This is a genomic window from Micromonospora sp. CA-248260, assembly GCF_050942205.1.
GTDB classification, from domain to species: domain Bacteria; phylum Actinomycetota; class Actinomycetes; order Mycobacteriales; family Micromonosporaceae; genus Micromonospora; species Micromonospora antibiotica.
In genome coordinates this window covers 4,556,180-4,574,384 of sequence record NZ_CP192021.1, presented here as the reverse complement: position 1 = coordinate 4,574,384, position 18,205 = coordinate 4,556,180, and the positions used below count along the sequence as shown (strand labels likewise).

Genomic DNA, 18,205 nt, shown 5'->3' with positions numbered 1-18,205 from the left:
TTCGTGGGCGTGGCGCGCGGGATCGGGGTGGGTCAGGTCTGTGCCTTGCCGCCGGTGATGCGGGAGACCACCAGGGCGACCAGGATGACCGCGCCGTTGAGGAAGTTCGTCCACTGTGCCGGTACCCCGGCCAGGGTCAGCACATTAATGATCATGAAGAGCAGCAGGACACCGGTGAACGCGCCGAAGACGCTGCCCTTGCCGCCGTTGAGGCTGACCCCGCCGATCACCGCCGCCGCGAAGACCTGGAAGATCGCGCCGTCACCCTGGGCCGCCGGCACCGCCGCCAGCCGGCCGCTGATCAGCAGCCCGGCGAGGGCGGCGAGCACGCTGGCCACGATGAGCGCGATCCACAGCACCCGGTCGGTGCGGATGCCCGCGGCCCGGGCCGCGTCGGCGTTGCCGCCGATGGCGTACAAGGCCCGCCCGGCACGGGTGTGACCGAGCACCACGATCCCCACGGCGAACAGCAGCAGCGACACCCAGATCGAGGCCGGCACCCCCAACCAGCTCGTCGAACCGAGGTAAGTCATCGACCCGGGCAGCGCGAAGAAGGTCTGGCCGCCGGAGATGCCGGTGAGCAGTCCCCGCAGGATGATGAGCATGCCCAGCGTCACGATGAAGCCGTTGAGCCCGAACCGGACGATGAGCAGCCCGTTGAACGCCCCGACCAGCGCCCCGACCAGCAGCACCACCGGCACCGCCCAGGCGTCCGGCAGCAGGCCGAGCCCCAGCCCCCGGGTGAGGGCCGGATCGACGACCAGCCAGGCGGCGATGCCCGGGGCGAGCCCGAAGGTGCTCTCCAGCGACAGGTCCATCTTGCCGGTGATCAGCACGATCGTCTGGGCCAGCACCAGGATGGCGATCTCCGACATGCTCTGCAGCACGTTGATGACGTTGTCGGAACTCAGGAAGACCGGGCTGATGATCCACCCGACGATCGCCACCGCGACGATCGCCGGCACCAGCGCCAGGTCCCGCAACCGGGCGAGAGTCAGGTGCCGCGACGGCGGTCGGCTCGGTGGCGGCGCCGGAGGCGACGCCTTGCCGGTGGACAGCGTCTCAGACATGGTGGATGTCCACCCCTTCCATGGCGGCTACCAGATCGTTGTCACTCCAGCCGTGGGCCATCTCGCCGACGACCCGCCCCTGGAACATCACCAGCACCCGGTCGCAGATGCGCAGGTCGTCGAGTTCGTCGGAGACCACCAGCACCGCAGCGCCGCGCCGCCGTACGTCCTCGACGACCCCGAGGAGGGTCTGCTTGGACCGCACGTCGACCCCGGCGGTGGGTGTGATCAGCACCAGCAGCCGCGGGTCGTTGGCCAGCGCCCGGCCCATGACGACCTTCTGCTGGTTGCCGCCGGACAACTCGGCGACCGGCACCTGCGGCCCGGCCGCCTTGATCGTCAGGTCGGCGATCGTGTCCCGGGCCAGGGCGTCGCGACGGGCCGGCGAGATGAGGCCGTACCGTCCGATCCGGTCCGGCACTGTCATCGTGACGTTCTCCGCGATCGACAGCGACGGCACCAGACCCTCCCGGTGCCGGTCCTGCGGCACCAGCCCCACCCCGGCGGCGAGGGCGTCGGGCACACTGCCCGGTCGTAACACCCGGCCGGCCAGGCTGACCGTCCCGCCCACCGGGCGGGCGAGGCCGACCATCGCCTCGGCGACCTCGACCTTGCCGCTGCCGCCGCCCCCGGCGAGGCCGACGACCTCGCCCGCCCGGGCCTGCATCGACATCTCGGCGCCGGACGAGGTGACCAGGTCCCGTACCGACAGCAGCACCGGCGCGTCGGACGTCAGGGGCCGACGGCCGGCCTCCGGCATCGTCACGTCCTCCCCGGTCATCGCGGCGACCAGCGCCTGCCGGCTCAACTCGGCGACCGGGGCGGTGACGACGTGCCGGGCGTCGCGGAAGACCGTGACCCGGTCGCACAACTCGTAGATCTCCTGGAGGTGGTGGCTGATGAACAGGAACGTCACGCCGTGCGCCCGCAGGTCCCTGATCCGGGTGAACAGGCGGCTGATGCCGGCGGCGTCGAGCTGGGCGGTCGGTTCGTCGAGGATGATGAACCGGGCACCGAAGGACAACGCGCGGGCGATCTCCACGAACTGCCGCTGCTCGACCGAGAGCGTCGCGGCCGGCTGGCGTACGTCGACCTCGACCGACCAGGCCGCCAGCAGCTGTTCGGCCTCCCGTCGCAGGGTCGACCAGCGGATCAGTCCGCTGCGGGAGCGCGCGTGCCGGTTGAGGAACAGGTTCTCCGCCACGGTGAGGGTCGGGATGATCGTCGACTTCTGGTAGACGCACGCCACCCGTTGCCGCCAGGCGTCCCGGTCGGCCAGTGGTGGGGCGGGACGCCCGTCGAAGGCGACCGCCCCGCCGTCGGCGGCCAGCAACCCGGTCAGGATGCCGACAAGCGTCGACTTGCCGGCGCCGTTGCGGCCCACCAGGGCGTGGGTCTCACCGGGCCGGACCATGATCCCAGCCCCGGACAGGGCGACCGTGGAACCGAACCGTTTGGTGACGTCGACCGCCTCGACGACGGGTCGGTCCTGGCCGACCGGCCCGCCGCCGGGGCGGTGCGGGGTGACACTCATGCGTTGCGGCCCCACAGCGAGGCGTCGTCGAACTTCACGGTCGGCTGCCCCCCGATCGGTGCGCCGTCCAGGGTCACCAGGGGCGCGGGCAGTTGGTCCTCCAGCAGGCCGTCGCGTACCTGGATGATGGTGCTGCCGTGGTCGGTGGGGCCGGGCTGGAACGTCTTGCCCTCGATCGCCGCCTTGGCGTACTCCAGCCCGTAGCGGGCGTAGAGGTCGGCGGGTTGGCTGACGGTGGCATCGATCAACCCCTCGCCGATGTCCTTCAGCTCCTCGGGGATGCCGTCGTTGGACACGACGAAGACGTGCTTCGGGTCGGTCGGCGGCACCTGGAGGCCCCGCTGCTTGAGGATCTGCAGGGTGCCCGACAGCGCGAACGAGGACTGCATGTAGACGCCCTTGATGTCCGGGTCGGACGCGAAGCGGGTCTGCAACTTCGACGCTGCCACGTCGGCCTTCCAGTCGGTCGCCTCGCCGAACACCTTGATGCCGGGGAAGTCCCGGCCCATGCACTCGTTGAACGCCTCGGTGCGGTCCCGCCCGTTGATCGAGTCCAGGCCGCCCTGGAGCATGACCACCTTGCCCTTGCCGCCCAGCTTGGCGCCCAGGAACTGGCACGCCTTGGTGCCGTACGCGCGGTTGTCGGCGCGGACCACCATGAACACCTTGCCGCTGTCGGGTCGGGTGTCGATGGTGACCACCGGGATCTTGCGACCTTCCAGCTGGGTCAGGGTGGGCGCGATGGCGGCGGTGTCCTGCGGGGCCATCACCACCGCCTTGACGCCCTGGCTCATGAAGGTCTGGGCGTTGGAGATGAGGTTCGCGATGTCGTTCTGCGAGTTGGTGGTCTTGAGTTCGATCCCCAACCCGTCGGCGGACTGCGGCACGTACCTGATGTAGGAGTTCCAGAAGTCGGTGTCCGAGCGGGGATAGTCGACCCCGATCAGCGGCTTGCCGCTGCCCGTTCCGGTCCCGCCGCCCGACCGGTCACCGCAGCCGGCGGCGAGGGTGGCCGTCACCCCGAGCAGCACGGTCAGTCCAGCGCTCACCAGATGTCGGTGGTTCATCGTGTTCGCTCCGTTCCTCGGGGGAGTGGTCCGGCGCGGGTGTCGCCGCGACCTGGGGGATCGCGGCGACACCCGCCCCGGCTGGTGCGCCGCGCGGATCAGCCGGGAGCGACGGTCCACGGCAGGTTGGTGCTGCGGTCGAAGCGCCACTGCCTCAGCGGCGAGCCGGCGGCGGCGCAGTCGCCGCCGGAGGTCAGCTCCAGCAGGTACGCCGGGGCGGCGGCCGCTGGGCGTCGGCCGACCGACGCCCGGCTCTCGGTGCGGCTGCCGGGGCCGGGGATGGCGACGGACGCGGGACGGGACACGGAGATCCCTCCTGACGGCGGGTGGGGTGCGGGGTGATTACCTGCACGCTCGACCGAGACATCAGACGTTAGAGTTTCCAGTGTGTAACGTCAATGCCTCGGCTGTCGAGAACGGCGCTGAATATGCCAGCAATCCGGGCGTCCTCGGCGAGGTGCGGCGGGCAGGCGTCATACCAATCGCGTCGCCGCGCCCGTGGCCGGGCTGAGCGGTCGGGCCGAGCGGCCGCCCCGGCTGGTGAGCCTCGGTGGCGAGGCGGGGACGCTCCCGTCCCGGTGCAGAAACGAACGCTAACATCGAAGGCTCTCTTTTTCCTGCTCCTGTCGAGGTGAGTTGGCCGCTCCGGCCCCGCCTCCCGCCCCGCCACCCCGCACGGCTCCCCGGTCTGCCCGGTTCCGGGTCGCCGGTGGACGTCCAGCATGTGTGCCGTCCCGGGCCGGCTGTCGCGCGCCGGATCTAAGAGATTTCCCATTTGCAGTGGCGAGCATCGATCTCGATCGCCGCGCAGGGCGGCTGGTCAGAACAGGAGCAGCCATGTCCGTACGACAGTCCCGCACGCTCGACGACCCGGCCACGCGCCCGGTCGGCACCCTGCCCACCGCACCGGACGGGTGGCGGGGCCCCCTGCTGGACCACCTGCCACCCCGCGAACGTCGGCTCTTCCACCGGTTCGGTCAGGGCCCCCGGGTGCCCGCCCCCGAACTGCGCGTCCACCAGGCTTTTGCCCGTTGGGCCGCCGCCGTCCCGGACGCCGTCGCCGCCGAGCACCTCGGGGTACGGATCGGCTACCGCGAACTGGACCGCCAGGCCAACCGGCTGGCCGCCCGGCTCACCGCCCTCGGCGTACGGACCGGGGACACCGTGGGCGTCTTCGCCAGCCGGTCCCTGCCGATGCTGGTGGGGATCCTGGCGACGCTGAAGGCGGGGGCGGCCTACGTCCCACAGGACGTCCGGGTCGCGCCCACCGCGCAGCTGCGGCAGGTCACCTCGGCGGCCCGGTGCCGGGTGGTGCTGACCACCGCGGCCACCCTGGATGCGGTGCCGCAACTGCCCGGGGTGCCCCGGCTCGCGGTCGACGAGCTGATGGCCGAACCACTGCCCCCGGGGCAGCACCTGACCGCCCCCGTCCCGGACCGGCCGGTCCGCGCCGACGACGGCTGCTACGTGCTGTTCACCTCCGGCACCACGGGCACCCCCAACGGGGTCACCGTCACCCACGGCAACGTGGCCAACATCCTGCTCACCGCCCCCGGCGACCTGGGGATCCGGCCCGGACGGACGGTCGCCCAACTGCTCAACGTCGCCTTCGACATGGCGGCCTGGGAGATCCTCGGCTGCCTCGCCAACGGCGGCACCCTGCTCGTACGCGACCGGGACCTCACCGCCACCGCCGCGCGCGCCGACGTGGTGATCGCCACCCCGTCGGTGCTCGGCCGCATCGACCTGGACCGGTGCGACGGGGTGCGGGTGGTCGCCGTGGCGGGGGAGCCCTGTCCGCGTCCGCTGGCGGACCGGTGGGCGGTCGGCCGGGTCTTCTACAACTGCTGTGGGCCGACCGAGACCACCATCGTCAACACCATGCACCGCCACCGGCCCGGCGGGGCGCTCACCATCGGCCGGCCGACCCCGAACAACACCGTCTACGTCCTCGACGCCGACGGCCGGCCCTGCCGCATCGGCGAGACCGGGGAGATGTGGGCCGGCGGTGACTGCGTCTCCGCCGGTTACCTGGACAACGACGCGCTCAACGCCGAGCGGTACGCCCCCGACCCGTTCCTGGGCGGTGGCCGGCGGATGTTCCGCACCCGGGACCGGGGGCGCTGGCGTGCCGACGGGGAACTGGAGCACCTGGGCCGCACCGACGACCAGGTCAAGGTCCGGGGGTTCCGGGTCGAACTGGACGCGGTCTCCACCGTGCTGGAGACGGTGCCCGGCTGCCGGTTGGCGGTCACGCTCCGGCTGACCGACCGGGACCTGGTCTCCTTCGTCGCCCCGGCGGAGTTGGATCCGCAGCGGTGCCGGGACACGGTGGCCGCCGCGCTGCCCTACTACTGCGTGCCGGCGGCCGTGCACCCGCTGCCGGAACTGCCGATGACCGGGCGGGGCAAGGTCGACCGGGACGCGTTACGCCGGATCGCCCTCGACCTGCGGTGGCAGTGGGCGCACATCGAGGAGGCGGCGGCGTGAGCACCACCGGACTGCGACCCCCGCCGGTTCCTGCGGCGCGTCCGCGTACCGCGGCGGCGGCCACGACCGGCGACGCGCCGCCACCGCCGGGCTCGACGCTGCGCCGGCTGCTGGCCCATCCCCGGTTCATGCACCACCACCGCCTGGTCGCGGCGGTCGTCGCGACCAATCTCGCCCTGCTGGGGTACGGGCTGACCGCCGGCTGGTGGCGTGGCCCCGCCACGCCCGGCGCGCTGGGTGCCGCCGCACTGGCCAACGTGGCACTGGCGGTGCTGGTGCGTCAGCAGTACGTGGTCAACCTGCTCTTCTGGCTGGCCACCCGGGCGCCCACCCACTGGCCGCTGCGGATCCGCGCGACGTTGGGCAAGGTCTACCACTTCGGCGGGTTGCACGTCGGCGCGGCACTGGCCGGGACCACCTGGTACCTGGCGCAACTCGGCGCGCTGACCGTCGGCGACGCGCCGGCCGGGGCACTGGTCACCGGGTACGCCGCCGCCGTCGGGCTGCTGGCGGTCGTCGGTACCGCGCTGCCGCCGGTGCGGTCGCGCCGACACGACCTGTTCGAACGCACCCACCGGCTCGGCGGCTGGGCGGTCCTGCTGCTGCTCTGGGCGCAGGCCGGTTTCCTGGCCGGCGGGCCGGCCGCGCTGGCCACCTCCCCGCAGGGCGGGGTGCTCGCGGTGCTGACCGCCAGCATCGCCCTGCCCTGGCTGCGGCTGCGCCGGGTGCCGGTCGTGGTCGAACGCCCCTCGTCGCACGTGGCGCTGGTCCACTTCGACCACGGGGTGACCCCGTTCCCCGGCTCGTCGACCGCGGTCAGCCGCAGCCCGCTGTGGGAGTGGCACTCCTTCGCCAACGTGCCGGCGCCGGGCCGCAGCGGGTTCCGGCTGACCGTCTCCCGGGCCGGCGACTGGACCGGGCGGTTCATCGACGACGCGCCGCAGCGGGTCTGGGTGAAGGGGATCAGCACCGCCGGGGTGGCGAACATCGAGACCCTGTTCCGGCGGGTGGTGTACGTGGCGACCGGCAGCGGGATCGGCCCGGTGCTGCCGCACCTGCTGGCCGGGCAGGTGCCGGCCCGCCTGGTCTGGGTGGCCCGCCGGCACCGGGATACCTTCGGCGACGGGCTGGTCGACGAGATCCTCGCCCACCAGCCCGACGCGCTGCTGTGGGACACCGCCCGCGACGGCAAGCCCGACATGCTGCGGCTGGCCTGGCAGGCGTACCGCGCATTCGACGCGGAGGCGGTCATCTGCATCTCGAACCGCCCGCTGACCTGGCAGGTGGTGCGGGGCATGGAGGAACGCGGGGTGCCCGCGTACGGCGCCATCTGGGATTCCTGACGACATGGAGGCGACGATGAGGATCACCGTGGAGAAGGACGACCGGGTGGTCACGGTGCGGCTGTGCCGGCCCGAGGTGCGCAACGCGCTGGACACGGCGCTGCTGACGGAACTGGTCGAGACGTTGCGACCGCTGGACCGCGATCCGGGGGTGGGCTGCTTCGTGCTCACCGGCTCCGACGAGGTCTTCGCGGCCGGGGCGGACATCCGGGAGATGGCCGGCAAGTCCTTCCTGGACGTGGCGTTGGAGGACCACTTCGCCGGGTGGGACGCGTTCGCCGCGTTGCGTACCCCGAAGATCGCCGCCGTGGCCGGCTACGCCCTCGGCGGCGGTTGCGAGCTGGCGATGATGTGCGACCTGATCTTCGCGGCGGACAACGCCCGGTTCGGCCAGCCGGAGCTGCGGCTGGGGGTGATGCCCGGCATCGGCGGCACCCAGCGGCTGACCCGGCTGATCGGTCCGGCGCGGGCGATGGACCTGGTCCTCACCGGGCGGCAGCTCGACGCGGAGCAGGCGTACCGGTGGGGTCTGGTGTCCCGGGTGGTGCCGACGGACCGGCTGTTGGCCGAGGCGAAGGCCGCGGCGGCGGTGGTCGCCGGGCACCCCAAGCTGGCGACGATGCTGGCCCGGGAGGCGGTACGGCAGGCCGAGGAGGTCGGCGTGCAGGCCGGGGTGCTGTTCGAACGGCGGGCCTTCCACGCCCTGTTCGCCACCGAGGACCAGCGGGAGGGCATGGCCGCCTTCCTGGAGAAGCGCCCGGCCCGGTTCGCGGGTCGCTGAGCCCTCCGGCCGTCCGGGACCAGACGGGTCCCGGACGGCCGGCTCACAGCGCGCCGATCTGGTAACCGAGCCCGTGCACCGTGCGGACCACCCGGTCGCCGAGCTTGCGCCGCAGGTAGTGCACGTACGTGTCGACCACCGCCTCGGTCCGGTCCGCGCCGAACACCCGCCCGCGCAGCTGGCTGCGGCTGTGCACCATCCGGGGTTGGCTGGCGAGCAGCCGGATCAGTTCGAACTCCCGCCCGCTGAGCGTCACCTCCCGACCGTCGGGCAGCCGCACCCCGCGCTGGGCCAGGTCGAGCTGCCCGGCCCCGATCGGGATCAGCTCGGCCCCGTCGAAGCGGCGGCGGGTCAACGCCCGTACCCGGGCCATCAGCTCCGGCACCTCGAACGGTTTCGGTAGGTAGTCGTCGGCGCCCGCGTCGAGGCCCCGGATGCGTTCGTCGAGGTCGCCGAGCGCGCTGAGCATCAGCACCCGGGCGGCGACGGAGCGTCGCCGCAGCCGGATGAGCAGGTCGACCCCGTCGATGGCCGGCAGCCGCCGGTCCAACATGATCACCTGGTACGGGCCACGTAGCGCCAGGTGCAGACCCCGCTGGCCGTCGCGGGCCAGATCGATCCGGTAGCCCGCCCGACGGAACAGCTCGACGAGCATGTCGGCGAGTTCCACGTCGTCCTCGACGAGGAGCAACGGGCCGTGCGCCGGGGGTGACGGGTCGGTCATCCGTTCATGGTCGCACCGAAACGGGAGAAGGTTGACCGGCGGAATATCTCGCCGATCAGAATCTGCTCAGCTCGTCGCGCTGACCCGACCGCTCGCGGTACGCCCCCCACCAGCAGAACGGCCACCGGGTCCCGGTGGGATCGACACCCGGCGGCGGACCGTCCTGCTGCCCACCACCCGTCGGCAGCCGTACGGTGAAGGTCGCTCCCGTCCCCGGTCGGCCGGCCGCGCTGATCGTGCCGCCGTGCGCGGTGACCACCTCGCGGATCAGGGCCAGACCGAGCCCGACCCGGCGGTCCCCGGCCCCGGGGCCACGGTGGAACCGGTCGAAGATCCGGTCGGTGTGTCGGGGGTCGAGGCCCTGACCGGAGTCGCTGACCACCAGCTCGACGTGGTCTGCGGACGCCGGTCGCAACCGCACCTCGACGCGGCCGCCGGGCGGGGTGTGGTGCAGGGCGTTCGTCAGCAGCTCCGTCACCACCCGGCGCAGCGCCGACCCGACGCCGCAGACCAGGACCGGAGCGTCCGCGCCGGCCACGGTGAACGTCACGCCGTCCGCGGCGGCGCGTGGCGCGTCGGCCTCGACCGCCTCGGCGACCAGTGCCGCCAGGTCGACCGGGGTCAGCGGCCGGGTCACCGCCGACGGGTCGGCCAGCCGGGCCGACAGGAGCAGCTCGTCGACGATCTCCCCGAGCAGTCGGGTGGTGCGCAGCAGCCGGTCCAGGTCCCGCCGGTCGGCTCCGCTGTCGGCGCAGGTCGACCGCTGCGCCAGCAACTGGGCGGCGGTGTGCACCCGGGTGATCGGGGCCCGCAGCTCGTGGCTGGCGTCGGCGACGAAGCGGCGTTGCCGGTCGAGCGCCTCGGTCAGCGGCCGCACCGACCGGCGGCGCAGCCGCAGGTCGGTTGCGGTCGCCGCGACCAGGACCGCCACCGCGGCGGCCGACACCCCCCAGAGCAGGTGTCGCCGCTCGGCGAGCTGGAAACGGGCGTCGAAGACCACCTGGACGACCTCGTCGCCGCGCAGTTGCGTGCGGACGTGGTAGACGGTGCCGTTGCGGGCCACCTGGTCGACCTGCGGCCGGCCGGTGCGGGCCACGGCATGGATGGCCGCGTGCTGTGGGAAACCGGCCGGCGGCGCACCCGCGTGCCCGGTGTCGCTCGCGCCGCCGAAGATCCAGGTGCAGCCGGACGGGTCGGCCGGGCGGCCGTGCACCATCGCCCAGTCCAGCTCGTGGCGGATCTTCGCGCCCTGGACGTGCAGCAGGGCGGCGTACGCGAGGCCCCCGACCAGTGCCAGCAGGGCGACGACCAGCAGGCCGACGGCGAGCCCGGTGCGAGGGCGGGTCCGGGGGGCCGACCGCACCCCGCCGCTCAACGGCACCGTGCTTCCGCCCCGTGCCCGCGTGCCCGGACGCGCCCTCGTCCGCCCGCGCGGCCACCGACCCCCATCCATCGAAGATGACACATCGCCCACCGGAGCGGAAGGGATCCGGATCTCCTCCAGGGTGGTGGACCCGCCCGAACGGACGGGGGTCGTCATTGACGGCCGGCACTCTCGTTAGCGTTAACATCCAATTCCGTGGTGATCGCCGCTGCACCGGTTGGCTGCGGTGGCGGCGGTGTGGTCACCTACTGTGAGCAGCTCTTGAGCCGCCCGAAACGCTCTGGTAACATCGCCGGATCTGAATGGGACCCCGGCCGGCCCGTTCGCCCCTTCCTGTCCGTCCACACAGTGTTCGCCGGTCGTCCGCCAATGTGAGCGTTCACATTGCCTGGCCGGTTCCGGCCCCGACCAAGGAACACCGGGCGCGCACGGGCCGACCACACCACCCGGTCTCGGTGACCCCGTCACCGCAGGCCACCGCACCGGGATCCCCGGAAAGGCACCACCCGTCCCCCATGAAGGAGCACCCCCATGCATCTCCAGGCTGACCGACCCGGCCCGGCTCCCCGCCGGCCCGGCCCCCGGCGGCGGCGATGGCTGCTGCCGACGGCCACGGCGATCCTGACCGCCCTCAGCGGCGGTGTCCTCGTCGCCGCCAGCGCGACCGAGGCCGCTGCCGCAACGATCGACACCGGCGCCTCGTACGTGCTGGTCAACCGCAACAGCGGCAAGGCCCTCGACGTGTACAACCTGGCCACCACCGACGGGGCCCGGATCACCCAGTGGACCCGCAACGACGGCAGCCAGCAGCAGTGGCAGTTCGTCGACTCCGGCGGCGGCTACTACCGGCTGAAGTCGAAGCTGTCCGGCAAGGTGCTCGACGTCTCCGGCAAGTCGACCGCCGACGGCGGGGCGATCGTGCAGTGGACTGACAACAACGGCACCAACCAGCAGTTCAGCATCCAGGACATCGACGGCTACATTCAGCTGATCAACCGCAACAGCGGCAAGGCCATCGAGGTGCAGGGCGCGGCCACCACCGACGGGGCCAACATCGTCCAGTACGCCGACTGGAACGGCACCAACCAGCAGTGGCAGCTCGTCAAGCTCGGCGGCACCACCCCGACCACCCCGCCGCCCACGACCCCGCCGCCGGGCGGCAACTGCACGCTGCCGTCGACGTACCGGTGGTCGTCGACGGGTCCGCTGGCCACCCCGAAGTCGGGCTGGGTGTCGCTGAAGGACTTCACCGTCGCCCCGTACAACGGCAAGCAGCTCGTCTACGCCACCACGCACGACTTCGGCAACACCTGGGGCTCGATGAACTTCGGCCTCTTCACGAACTGGTCGGAGATGGCGTCGGCGTCGCAGAACGGGATGAACTCCGGCACTGTCGCGCCGTCGTTGTTCTACTTCGCGCCGAAGAACATCTGGGTGTTGACGTACCAGTGGGGTGCGGGCGCCGCCTTCTTCTACCGGACGTCGAACGACCCGACGAACCCCAACGGGTGGTCGGCGGCGCAGGCCATGTTCACCGGGAGCATCACCGGCTCGGGCACCGGCCCGATCGACCAGACGGTGATCGGTGACGGCCAGAACATGTACCTGTTCTTCGCCGGCGACAACGGCAAGATCTACCGGGCCAGCATGCCGATCGGGAACTTCCCCGGCAACTTCGGCTCCAGCTACACGACCATCATGAGCGACACCTCGGAAAACCTGTTCGAGGCGCCGCAGGTCTACAAGGTGCAGGGCCAGAACCAGTACCTGATGATCGTCGAGGCCAGGACCAGCTCCTGGGAGCGCTACTTCCGCTCGTTCACGGCGACCAGCCTGAACGGCACCTGGACGCCGAACGCGACGACCTACAACAACCCGTTCGCGGGCAAGGCCAACAGCGGCGCGACCTGGACCAACGACATCAGCCACGGTGAGCTGCTGCGGACCAGCGCCGACCAGACCATGACCATCGACCCGTGCAACCTGCAACTGCTCTACCAGGGCCGTTCCCCCAGCTCCAGCGGCGTCGACTACGGCCTGCTGCCGTACCGGCCGGGGCTGTTGACGCGGCAGCGCTGACGGCCCGCCGGCGGGCCACGGAGGTTCCCGACCTCCGGGGTGGCCCGACGTAGGTCGCCCAGAGCGATCAACTGAACAGCACCTGCACCACCGGTCGGCAGGGCCCGCTGTGCGGGCCCTGCCGATCCCTGTGCCAATCAGGCCCAGTTGCATTTGAGCGACTGTTCGACCTTCCGTTCTCGGCACGGCGGCGTGGACATTCTGGCAGGGCTGCATGCTCGCTCGGGTCTGGCGCGGGCGAATGCTCGCTGCGTCTCGGTCCGCCGCTCAGGGGTGTTGGGTAGCAGGCGGCTGGCCGGTGCTGCGGACGATGTCGCGGTAGACGGCGAGAGCGGGCTTGGGCCGGTAGGTGTCGGTGACGATGCCCAGTGTCCCGATGGGTTCCGTGGAACTGCTGTCGGCGTCCCTGAGGCTGAACAGTTCGTAGTGGGTGATGTTCAGAGACTCCTGTTCGGTGAGGATGACGCCGAGCATGTCCGACAGTGAGTCGCGCTGTGCCTGCTCGGTGCGGGGTGACCCGCTCGGGGTGCCGTTCTCGACGATGTGGAGGGGAGTGGTGGGCGGGATGTGCGCGCGGGGCAGCGACCTGCCCCGCAAGTGGTGCAGGGCGTGGGTGGTGAGGGATGCGGTGTCTCCCGGGTTGCCCCGCGGCGCGACGGGCGAGAAGGCGTCGGGGTACAGGCCCAGGCCGACGTAGTCGACGTGGGCCGCGAAGTCCTGGTATGGCACCGAGGACAGAGATGACCAGAACTGGTCGTCGCCGCCCAACCATTCCGCTGGTTCGGCGACGGAGAAGCCGATCCGCACGTGCTGGAGACCCCGCCGGTCCAGTGCGGTGCGGGCGTGCGGGACGCCGAGGGTCAGGGCTTCGAGCACGCCGGGTGCGCTTCCGTCGATGAGTGGGATGGGGAAGTTAGGCTCAAGCGTCACCTGGAGGTACCGCGTCAGGTGACCGTAGCGGTCGATGACAGTGTCGAGGAAGGCCAGCCATCCGGAGAGGTCGGCGGCCCGGGGGAGGTAGCTGAGCACGAGGTCCAGTTCGCGGTTTCCCTCGACGTACCATCCGTCGGGCATCGTGAGGTGTGCAAGTTCGTGTTCGGCTCCGAGTGAGGTGACCACGTCCGGCGGTGTCGCGTCGCCGAAGAAGTGCACGTACTCGCGGACGACGAAGGGGCGGCCGCCCGCGATGTCGTCGACGAGGTGGCGGATCGCGGCGACATCGGGTGGGTGGGAGCAGACCGTGCCGGCCCGCCCGCCCGGATAGATACCGAACTTCACGCTTCCGCACTCCGATGTTGGTCGGTTTGCTGGGCTGGCCAGCTGATCTCGTGTGACCGGATCCGCCGTACCAGGCTCCTGATCCAGGCGGCTTCGGCAGCGACGATGGTGCGCCAGTAGGCGACTTCGAGCATGTGCACTTCGAGTACGTCACCGTCGGGCAGCCCCGAAAGGGCAGCCAGTTCCTGGTCGAGCCGGTCGGCGCGACCATCCAGGATGGACGCCGCCTGGTCGATCGGGAGAACTCCGACGTAGGCGACCGCCATGACGAAGTCCACGGACGCGGCTACCGTGTCGCGCACCCCGGCCTCGACCCTGTGGCGGAAGTCGGCGAGGCCCGCAGAGGTCAACTCGTAGGCCGTACGCGGTGGCCGGTTGCCCACTCGTTCGGGGAGCCGGGAGGAGATCAGGCCTGCCTTCTCGAGCGTCTTCAGCAGGGACGTGACCGTGCTGCGGGTGACCGAGAGGTGCCCGTACCGCTGGCGTAGGCGTGTCGTGATGTCGTAACCATGCGCCGGCTCCTCGACGAGGAGCCCGAGCATCGGCAACACCAGGCTGTTCTGCGTCGCGTTCGAAGGCACCCGAACAGTCTATAGGCGTATACGCCTAACCGCACAGTTGGGTCGGGCACCCGAGACGAACGGCGGGGGTCGCGCATCGCTACGTCGATCACTTCAGCTCGACGCCCGCACATCGGCCAGATCCGGGCGCCGCGGGGTCGACCAGCAGGTGGAGCCACCCGGTGGCGTCCGCCACCCGCCGCCCCGGCCGGGGCCGTCAGCACAGCCAGCGAGGGCCGGCTCCTAGTATCCGGAGCCGGCCCCCTCAGCCCACCGCCGCAGTAACGGCGGCGGGTGGTGCGTCACACCTGGGTGAACCGCCACTGCTGGTTGCTGGCGCTGTGGCAGGTCCACTGCAACAGGCGGGCGCCGTCGGCGGTGGAAGCACCGTTGACGTCCATGCAGAGCCCGCTCTGCACGTTGCGCACCGTGTAGACCCCGGCGGTCGTGGTCGCCGTCGCGGTGAACTTCTGCCGGTCACTGTTGTTGCAGGTGGCCTGCTGGAGGAACGCACCCGCGGTGGTGGAGCCGCCGATCACCTCGGCGCACTTGTTGCTGTGCACCGCCTTCAGGTAGACCGCGCCGCTACCGGCGTCCACGGCCTGCCACTTCTGGTTGTTGCCACCAGTGGCCGCCCACTGGGTGAGCTGGGCGCCGTCGGCGGTGGAGACGCCACTGACGTCCATCAGCTTCCCACTGTGCAGGGCGGTGAGCGTCCAGGTCTTCCCCGCCACGCCGGTGCCGGTGCCGGTGCCGGGAACGCCGACCCCCGCCCCGCCGAAGGTGTGCGAGTCGAGGTCGAACCAGTTGTTGGTGCTGCCCTTGAACACCATGTAGAGCGTCTGCGTACCGGACAGCGCGGACACGCTCACCGGTGCGGTTGACTGGTAGTTGTTCCAGCCGCCAGTGCTGGGCACCGGGGTGGTGGCCAGCAGGGTGCCGGTCGGCGAGCCGGCCCGCAACTCGATGGTGCCGCCACCGGAGGGCGACGACAGCCGGTAGCTGACCGTCGAGATACCCGCCAGGCTCATCGGGGTGAACGCGATCCAGTCGTTGTTGGAGATGTCCCCGACCCGCTTGGTGCTCTCCGCACTGGCCTCGTCGACGACCCGGATGCCGGACTGGCTGCTGAAGTACTCGGCCTGCTTGTGCTTCGGCTGGAGGATCGCCTGCGCGGTGCCGGTGAGCGGGGACGAGCCGCCCGGGCCACCACTGTCGGTGTAGCGCGCGTTGAGCACGTAGAACAGGTTGGCGCCGTCCGGGTGCCCACCGAGCAGGTCGGTGGAGATGGTGCCCGAGCAACCCGGGTACTCGGTGGTCTCGTGCGCGTGGTCGTCGTGACCCAACGCCGGGTTCAGGAGCACCTTGGTGCAGTCGACCGTGCCGCCGTCCGGGTCGGTGACGCTGATCTGGTACGACACCTTGTCACCGAAGGTGAGCATGCCGCCGCTGGCCGGTGTGGTGATGGTGACCACCGGCGCGGAGTTGCCGACGGTGATCTGGACGTTGGCGAAGCCCGTCTTTCCGGTGTTGTCGGTGACCTTCAACTGCGCCGTGTAGTTGCCGTTGGTGGTGTAGACGTGCGACGGGTTGGCCGCCGTCGAGGTGGTGCCGTCGCCGAACGTCCACTGGTAGCTGAGCGTGTTGCCCGGGTCCGGGTCGGCTGTGCCGGCGCTGCTGAACTGGACGTTCAGCGGGGCGAGGCCGCTGGTGGGCGTCCCGACGGCCTTGGCGATCGGGGACCGGCCGCCCTGGATGTAGTCGATCCGGTAGAGCCCGGAGTCGCTGTTGCCGCCACCGAAGTTGGTGCCCCACTCCAGCACGTAGAGCGAGCCGTCCTTGCCGAACTCCAGGTCCATCGGCTTGTTGAACCGCCCGCCGGGCAGGAACGTGTTGGTGCGGGTCACCGCCGTCGCGGAGTCGAAGTGCACCTCCTTGATGTAGCTGCGCGACCACTCGTAGAAGAAGTGCACGCCGTCGTAGTAGGGCGGGAACTTGGTGGCCGACGGGTTCGCCGGGTCGTACCGGTAGACCGGCCCGCCCATCGGGCCGGAGCCGCCGGAACCCAGCTCCGGGAAGTTCGACGAGGTGCCGTAGCCGTACCACATGTTGGGGGCGACGATCGGCTTCAGGCTGGTCAGGCCGGTGTTGTTGGGCGAGTTGTTGACCGGGGCGTTGCAGTTGAACTTGGCACCGACCACGCCGGTGTCCGGGTTGAACGGCGCGTAGGGCTGGTTGTCGCCGTGGCAGAACGGCCACCCGTAGTTGCCGGGTTGCTTGATCACGTTGAGTTCGACCAGGCCCTCGGGGCCGCGGTTGGTGGTGGGCGGGTTACGGTCCGGCCCGTAGTCGGCCAGGTAGACCCAGCCGTTGGCCGGGTCGATCGAGAAGCGGAACGGGTTGCGGAAACCCATCGCGTAGATCTCCGGCCGGGTCTGCGCCGTGCCCTGGGGGTAGAGGTTGCCGGTCGGGACGGTGTAGCCGCCGCTGTCCGAGGGACGGATGCGCAGCAGCTTGCCTCGCAGGTCGTTGGTGTTGCCGGCGCTGCGGGCGGCGTCGAGGTTGGACTTGCCGGAGCGCCAGTCCAGCGGCGCGTAGCCCTGCCAGTTGGGGTCGAGGTTCGGCGGGGTGTCGTCACCGGTGCCGATGTAGAGGTTGCCGTCCGGGCCGAAGTCGATGTAACCGCCGGTGTGGCCGGGCTCGGGGAAGGTGCGGTCCCGGTACGCCGGGATGTCGATGATCCGCGCCTCGGTGGACAGGTTGAGGGTGTCACCGGACAGCGTGTAGCGGGAGACGCGGTTGACGTCGGTGCTGCTGCTCGCCGGTGAGTGGTACAGGTACACGTAGCCGTTGGTGGCGAAGTTCGGGTCGATCGCCATGCCGGTGAGACCGTCCTCGCCGCCGGTGTAGACGCTCAGCGTGGCGGCGGTCACGGTGCTGTTGGTGGTCGGCTTGAAGATCTTGACCTGGCCGCCGCGCTGGACGTACATCACCCGGCCGTCGGGCAGCACGTTCAGCGCCATCGGGTCGACCGTGTTGTCGTCCAGGGTGCGCTTCTCGAAGTTGCTCCAGACGGTGCCGCCGCAGTCGCCGGGCTGGTTGCCGGCGGCCCACTTCACGCCGCCGAGGACGTGGTCGCGGAAGTTCGTCTCGCTGTAGGAGGCGATCGCGTGGCCCATCGCGGTGGCCCACACCCGTCCGCCGGCGGCGTTGCGGCACCAGGAGATCGGGTGGTCCGGGCCCATCGCCCGGGAGCCGGGGTTGTAGGTGCGCTCGTCGGCGGTCACCAGCACGTGCACGTTGCCGCGCGGGTTGGCGTCGAAGTTGTACCACTCCTCGCTGCGGTTCCACCGGTCCGGCAGGCCCGTGGTCGACGGGTGCTGCTTGTCGGCGACGATGGCGGTGCCGGGCAGCACGCCGGGGGAGTGCTCGGGCATGTGGGCGCCGCCGTTGAGGGTCTGGTCCCACCAGGGGTACTCGCCCTCGATGCCCATGTCCAGGGCGTTGTGGATGCCGACGATGCCCTTGCCGCTGGCGAGGTAGCCCTCCACGGCTTGCCGTTGGGCGGCCGAGGTCCAGACCATGCCGGAGGTCTGGAACATGATGATGACGTCGAAGGTCGCGAGGTTGGCCGCGGTGAAGACGCTGGAGTCCTCGGTCTGCACCAGCTCGAAGTTGTTGGCCGCCGCCTGCTGCTGGAACATGCTGATCCCGGCGGGGATCGAGTCGTGCCGGTAGCCCACCGTCTTGGTGAACAACAGGGCGCGGAAGGCCGGGGCCGCCGACGCGGGTGGGGCGAGGCCGAGCGAGAGTAACAGGCCGGCGATCATGGCGATGAGCAGTGTGGTGCGACGCATGCCGTCTCCTAGTTTTCGGCGGGCAACTCCGGTGGTGG

The 18,205-nt window shown here is 71.0% G+C and carries 13 protein-coding genes; 4 read left to right on the top strand and 9 right to left on the bottom strand.

What is annotated here, in order from left to right:
• Positions 1 to 32: 32 nt before the first annotated feature.
• The 4 genes from ACQP2H_RS19650 to ACQP2H_RS19635 all read right to left on the bottom strand — a co-directional run bounded on the left by ACQP2H_RS19650 (position 33) and on the right by ACQP2H_RS19635 (position 3,976).
• A complete protein-coding gene (locus tag ACQP2H_RS19650) occupies positions 33 to 1,070 on the bottom strand; it encodes an ABC transporter permease (RefSeq protein WP_219463304.1) in 1,038 nt (345 codons plus the stop codon).
• A complete protein-coding gene (locus ACQP2H_RS19645) occupies positions 1,063 to 2,604 on the bottom strand; it encodes a sugar ABC transporter ATP-binding protein (protein WP_433228410.1) in 1,542 nt (513 codons plus the stop codon). Before ACQP2H_RS19645 ends, ACQP2H_RS19650 begins: the two co-directional genes overlap by 8 nt.
• Positions 2,601 to 3,653 (bottom strand): sugar ABC transporter substrate-binding protein, encoded by a 1,053-nt coding sequence (locus tag ACQP2H_RS19640; protein ID WP_308290821.1) that lies wholly within the window; start codon positions 3,651 to 3,653, stop codon positions 2,601 to 2,603. The genes ACQP2H_RS19645 and ACQP2H_RS19640 overlap by 4 nt, the downstream gene beginning before the upstream one ends.
• A gap of 116 nt (positions 3,654 to 3,769) precedes the next feature.
• Complete coding sequence (locus ACQP2H_RS19635; RefSeq protein ID WP_219463298.1) at positions 3,770 to 3,976, bottom strand: hypothetical protein; 207 nt, start codon at positions 3,974 to 3,976, stop codon at positions 3,770 to 3,772.
• A 532-nt stretch (positions 3,977 to 4,508) separates the two neighbouring features.
• Between ACQP2H_RS19635 and ACQP2H_RS19630 the strand changes: the two genes are divergently transcribed.
• The 3 genes from ACQP2H_RS19630 to ACQP2H_RS19620 are packed head-to-tail and all read left to right on the top strand — an operon-like array spanning position 4,509 to position 8,285.
• Entirely contained in the window at positions 4,509 to 6,161 is a 1,653-nt protein-coding gene (locus ACQP2H_RS19630; protein WP_433228408.1) for an amino acid adenylation domain-containing protein, read from the top strand.
• The gene (locus ACQP2H_RS19625; protein ID WP_433228407.1) at positions 6,158 to 7,504 is read left to right on the top strand and encodes a hypothetical protein; all 1,347 of its coding nucleotides are present in this window, start codon (positions 6,158 to 6,160) and stop codon (positions 7,502 to 7,504) included. Before ACQP2H_RS19630 ends, ACQP2H_RS19625 begins: the two co-directional genes overlap by 4 nt.
• Positions 7,505 to 7,520: 16 nt before the next feature.
• Entirely contained in the window at positions 7,521 to 8,285 is a 765-nt protein-coding gene (locus ACQP2H_RS19620) for an enoyl-CoA hydratase-related protein (RefSeq protein ID WP_219463294.1), read from the top strand.
• A 43-nt stretch (positions 8,286 to 8,328) separates the two neighbouring features.
• Here ACQP2H_RS19620 and ACQP2H_RS19615 read toward each other — a convergent pair whose 3' ends face one another.
• Positions 8,329 to 9,009: a response regulator transcription factor gene (locus tag ACQP2H_RS19615; protein WP_208567550.1), complete on the bottom strand. Its 681-nt coding sequence runs from the start codon at positions 9,007 to 9,009 to the stop codon at positions 8,329 to 8,331.
• 55 nt (positions 9,010 to 9,064) lie between these two features.
• Entirely contained in the window at positions 9,065 to 10,390 is a 1,326-nt protein-coding gene (locus tag ACQP2H_RS19610; RefSeq protein WP_433228405.1) for a sensor histidine kinase, read from the bottom strand.
• A 534-nt stretch (positions 10,391 to 10,924) separates the two neighbouring features.
• Here ACQP2H_RS19610 and ACQP2H_RS19605 point away from each other — a divergent pair.
• Entirely contained in the window at positions 10,925 to 12,472 is a 1,548-nt protein-coding gene (locus ACQP2H_RS19605) for a non-reducing end alpha-L-arabinofuranosidase family hydrolase (protein WP_219463290.1), read from the top strand.
• Between the two features lie 267 nt (positions 12,473 to 12,739).
• On the opposite strand, the gene ACQP2H_RS19600 is transcribed toward ACQP2H_RS19605, so the two are convergent.
• From ACQP2H_RS19600 to ACQP2H_RS19590, 3 genes are all read right to left on the bottom strand, one after another.
• Positions 12,740 to 13,750: a hypothetical protein gene (locus ACQP2H_RS19600; RefSeq protein ID WP_433228403.1), complete on the bottom strand. Its 1,011-nt coding sequence runs from the start codon at positions 13,748 to 13,750 to the stop codon at positions 12,740 to 12,742.
• Entirely contained in the window at positions 13,747 to 14,331 is a 585-nt protein-coding gene (locus ACQP2H_RS19595) for a PadR family transcriptional regulator (protein WP_219463286.1), read from the bottom strand. The genes ACQP2H_RS19600 and ACQP2H_RS19595 overlap by 4 nt, the downstream gene beginning before the upstream one ends.
• A 281-nt stretch (positions 14,332 to 14,612) precedes the next feature.
• Positions 14,613 to 18,167, bottom strand: a complete 3,555-nt coding sequence (locus tag ACQP2H_RS19590) for a ThuA domain-containing protein (protein ID WP_433228401.1) — start codon at positions 18,165 to 18,167, stop codon at positions 14,613 to 14,615.
• Positions 18,168 to 18,205: the final 38 nt, after the last annotated feature.